The sequence below is a fragment of the Nitrospirota bacterium genome (assembly GCA_030645475.1).
GTDB lineage: Bacteria > Nitrospirota > Nitrospiria > Nitrospirales > Nitrospiraceae > Palsa-1315.
Genome location: JAUSMA010000030.1, coordinates 1 through 4,439 on the forward strand (window position 1 = coordinate 1; position 4,439 = coordinate 4,439).

4 protein-coding genes are annotated in these 4,439 nt (G+C 60.2%); all 4 read right to left on the reverse strand.

Annotated elements, in window-relative coordinates:
* The coding region (locus Q7U76_07485) for a response regulator (GenBank protein MDO8356215.1) at nt 1-317 on the reverse strand (317 nt) is incomplete at its 3' end.
* Nucleotides 318-359: 42 nt separating this feature from the next.
* Nucleotides 360-3,062 (reverse strand): sensor histidine kinase KdpD, encoded by a 2,703-nt coding sequence (locus Q7U76_07490; protein MDO8356216.1) that lies wholly within the window; start codon nt 3,060-3,062, stop codon nt 360-362.
* A gap of 156 nt (nt 3,063-3,218) precedes the next feature.
* Complete coding sequence (kdpC, locus tag Q7U76_07495) at nt 3,219-3,794, reverse strand: potassium-transporting ATPase subunit KdpC (protein MDO8356217.1); 576 nt, start codon at nt 3,792-3,794, stop codon at nt 3,219-3,221.
* Between the two features lie 10 nt (nt 3,795-3,804).
* Nucleotides 3,805-4,439: HAD-IC family P-type ATPase (locus Q7U76_07500; GenBank protein ID MDO8356218.1), on the reverse strand; the 635-nt coding region annotated here is incomplete at its 5' end.

Genomic DNA, 4,439 nt, shown 5'->3' on the forward strand with positions numbered 1-4,439 from the left:
GGCTTCGTCACATAGTCGTCAGCACCGAGGTCGAGTGCCGCCACTTTGACCTGTTCCTGATCACGAGCGGATAGCACGATGATCGGGGTGGCCGTCCACTCCCGTATTTGGCGAATGACCTCACTTCCCTCAAGATCCGGCAGACCGAGGTCCAGCAGGATAAGATCGGGATTCCTCGCTTGGGCCTCCGTCAGACCATCCTTTCCCGTCGCGGCCTCGTAGAGTCGAAAACCGTGTGCGGGCAGCGTTGTCCGCAGGAACCGGCGAATCTCCGGTTCATCTTCGATGAGGAGCACTGTGACTTCCTGTCCTGACATACCGGTGTCGGCCTCCTGACCGCAACGCTTTTTCGAAATCGATTAGGCCGGCTTCGCTTCGGCTTGTTCTGATTCGACAGACGGCTGACGTTCCAACAGCGGAATCGCAAAGCGGAACACCGCTCCTCCTCCGCGCCGGTTCTCAGCCCAGATGTGCCCGCCGTGCGCTTCGATGATCCCACGGCAAATAGTCAGTCCAAGACCGACGCCGCCTTCTCGTGCAGGCTTGGCACGATAGAATTTCTCGAAGATGCGGGCCTCCTCGCCGACCGGGATCCCCGGGCCTCGATCTGCAACTTCAACGACCACTTCATGATCGCTCGCCGAGGCGGACAGATCGATCGCGCTTCCCTGGGGCGCATACTTCACGGCGTTCTCCACAAGATTGATCACCATCTGTTCCAGGAGCACGCCATCGACAAGCACCAGCGGCAGGTCGGCAGGAAACGCCGTGTTGACGGTATGATCGCGCAACCGTCCCTCCAGTCTGGCCAGGGCCGCACCCACAACCTCATCCACAGGATGCCACTCTTTGCTCAGTTGAACCGCCCCTGCCTCGATTCGCATCATATCGAGCAGGTTCTTGAGTAAGCGGTCCAGGCGATCCGCCTCCCGATAAATGGATCGAGCAAGCTCGAGCCGAGCGGCAGGATCGAGGTGCCCCTGTTCGTCCAGCAAGCTACTGGCAGCCCCAGTAATGGTCGCCAGCGGAGTCCGCAGGTCGTGGGAGACCGAACTGAGAATGGCGTTCCGCATGCGCTCCGTTTCCACATGCACATGAGCCTGCTGGGCTTCCTCGGATAGGCGCGTACGTTCGATCGCCAACGCCACTTGGTTGACCAGCGATTCGAGCAAGAGCAGCTGATCGGGGTCCGAGAGTCGGCTGGATTCAGTCGGCCGCACCGCCACAACCCCGATCGATCCGGACGAACCGACCAAGGGCATGTACAGAGCGCTGGCCCCCGGGAGTGTATCGGTCCCGAGTCCGGCCCGCTCATTGTGCTCGAACACCCATTGGGCCACGCCAGACTCCTTGGGGTCGAATTCAAAATGCAGTTGTTCCCCACGTTGCAGCTGCACCCGTTTGTCGGCGTCCGCCAGAAAAATCGCGACCTGGCCGTCAAACACGTCTCGAAGATGCTTCGCCGCGAGTTGGGCCAGCATGCCTGTCCCCCGATGCGTGGCGAGATCGCGGCTCAATGCGTAGAGGACCGCCGTACGCCGTTCCTGATGACGAGCCAGCTCAGCCTGCTGCTTGGTACGGACGGCTAGTCCGCTGATCGTGAGCGCCACGACCAACATGACGGCAAAGGTCAGGAGATATTGAACGTCCGACACAGCGAACGATAAGTACGGAGGGACGAAGAAAAAGTCGAACGCCGCCACGCTCAGCACGGAGGCGAAGACGGACGGCCCTCGTCCATACCGACTGGCCACAAGGACAACTCCCAGCAAATACATCATGATGAGATTAGCAGGACCGAAGTATGGGAACATGAGCCACGCCACGCCCGTTGACAAGCCCACACCCACGACCCCCATGCCGTAAGATGACCATTCGCTGTGACGTTTCACCGCCTGAGTCGCCAGCGGGCGGCTTTCACCGGCCTCGCCCGTGATCACATAAATGTCCGTCTCCCCGCTCTGTTGCACGAGTTCAGCCACGACTGAACCGAACACCCATTCCTTCCATCTGGCACGGACCGGCTTCCCCACGATGATCTTCGCCACGTTCCTCGTGCGTGCATAGGACAACAGTTCTTGTGTGACATTAGCTCCGCTCAGCACCGCCGTCTCGGCACCTAGCAGCTCTGCGAGTCGCAGCGTCTGATTCACCCGGTCGCGGTCGCCTTGAGGCATGCGCAGATGCCTGGGTGTTTGCACATACACGGCGATCCATTTTGCATGGAGACCCGTCGCCATGGTTCTGGCAGCCCTCACCAAACGGGGTCCCCGGGGCTTCATATTCACACAGACCATGATCGTTTCGGCGGCAGGCCACGTCCGGACCACCGCATGGTCGCGGCGGTACACCTCCATCTGCTGATCCACCCGCTCGGCTGTTCGCCGGAGAGCCAATTCGCGCAACGCGATCAGATTCCCCTTGCGGAAGAAATTCTGGATCGCATGTTGCGCCTGCTCCGGCATGTAGACCTTACCGTCTTTCAGACGTTGCAACAGGTCATCCGGAGGGAGATCGATCAGCTCGACATCATCGGCCTGTTCGAGCACCGAGTCCGGCACCGTTTCATTCACCCGCACTCCCGTGATCTGAGCCACCACATCGTTCAGGCACTCCAGGTGCTGCACATTGACGGTCGTATAGACGTTGATGCCCGCCTTCAAGAGTTCCTTCACGTCCTGCCATCGTTTTGGATGCCGAGAACCAGGAGCATTGGTGTGGGCCAGTTCGTCCATGAGGATGAGCTGAGGACGACGGACGAGCGCCGCGTCAAGATCGAATTCCCGCAAGGTCGTTCCGCGATGCTCGACCACGCGGGCCGGCAGAATCGTCAGCCCTTCCAGCAGGGCTTCCGTTTCCGCGCGACCATGCGTTTCCACCCATCCCACGATGACATCCACGCCGTCATTGTGCTGCTCGTGCGCTGCTCCGAGCATCGCGTAGGTTTTCCCGACGCCGGCCGTGGCACCAAAGAATACTTTGAGCTTGCCGCGCGCCTGCTCAGCCTCTTCAGCCTGCACGCGCCTCAGCAAGGCATCTGGATCTGGTCGTCGGTCTTCCATCAGATGTAGACGAGCGGTGACATGGAATTCGTGCGGATCGGAACGTCCGGATTAGTGTAGAAGAGATGCCGAACTCGGTCAACGAGAGCTCTTGCCGTTGTACTACAGTCCAAGCACAGTTGGTCGTTGGTTCCCGGAATGATCGTACGAGTGGTTCTATTTCACGTGAGTATCCAGTGCAAGATTCAGCACCAGCACATTCACCCGGGGTTCTCCGAGAATCCCCAACTGACGTCCTTCCGTATGCTGAGAGACAAGTTGGCGAACCACGGCTTGCTCCATCCCGCGCGTGCGCGCTACGCGGGCTACCTGGTAACTCGCAGATGCGGGACTGATATGCGGGTCGAGACCGCTCCCCGAAGCGGTGACCAAATCCACCGGGAGAGGCAGAGGATTGTCCGGGTCGGCAGCCTTGAGCGCATCAATGCGAGCCTGCATGGCTTTAGTCAGCGCCTCATTCGTAGGGCCCAGATTGGACCCGGACGAGGCGGCTGCGTTGTAGGGGAACGGTGACGTGGCGGAAGGACGACCCCAAAAATACTTCGGCGCGTCGAATGGCTGGCCGATCAGCGAAGACCCGACCGGCTTGCCGTCGATCAGGATCAGGCTGCCATTGGCCTGCCTCGGGAACAGCACCTGCGCGACCCCCGTGATCACGAGCGGGTAGAGGAACCCGGTGATGAGGGTCAGGGCCATGAGAATGAGCAAAGCCGGGCGAAGTTGGGTCCGCATAGATACCTCCTCAGACTAAGTGCAGAGCGATAAGCAACATATCGATGAGCTTGATGCCCACGAAGGGGACAATGATCCCGCCTAACCCGTAGACCAGGAGATGTCGGCGAAGCAGCAACGCGGCGCCGATCGGTTGATACCGGATACCACGGAGGGCGAGAGGAATGAGGACGATGATAATCAGCGCATTAAATATCACGGCCGACAATACGGCACTAGCCGGCGTAGCCAGACCCATAATATTAAGCACGCTGAGCGCGGGATAGGTCGAGGCGAAGGCCGCGGGAATAATCGCGAAATATTTCGCGACATCGTTGGCGATGCTAAACGTGGTCAACGCCCCTCGGGTCATCAAGAGCTGCTTGCCGATTTCCACGATTTCGATGAGCTTGGTCGGATTCGAATCCAGGTCAACGAGGTTTCCGGCTTCCTTGGCGGCTTGCGTGCCGGTATTCATGGCCACGGCGACGTCTGCCTGAGCGAGGGCCGGGGCATCGTTCGTGCCATCCCCCGTCATCGCGACGAGCCGTCCGCCGGCCTGCATCTCGCGAATCAGCTTGAGTTTGGCTTCCGGCGTGGCCTGCGCCAGGAAGTCGTCCACACCGGCCTCCGCAGCCACGGCCGCCGCAGTCTGTGGGTTGTCGC

What these genes read in the sequence shown, in the direction of transcription:
- Q7U76_07490 (MDO8356216.1), bottom strand. Translation starts at nt 3,062, where the DNA reads ATGGAAGACCGACGACCAGATCCAGATGCCTTGCTGAGGCGCGTGCAG.
- kdpC (MDO8356217.1), bottom strand. Translation starts at nt 3,794, where the DNA reads ATGCGGACCCAACTTCGCCCGGCTTTGCTCATTCTCATGGCCCTGACC.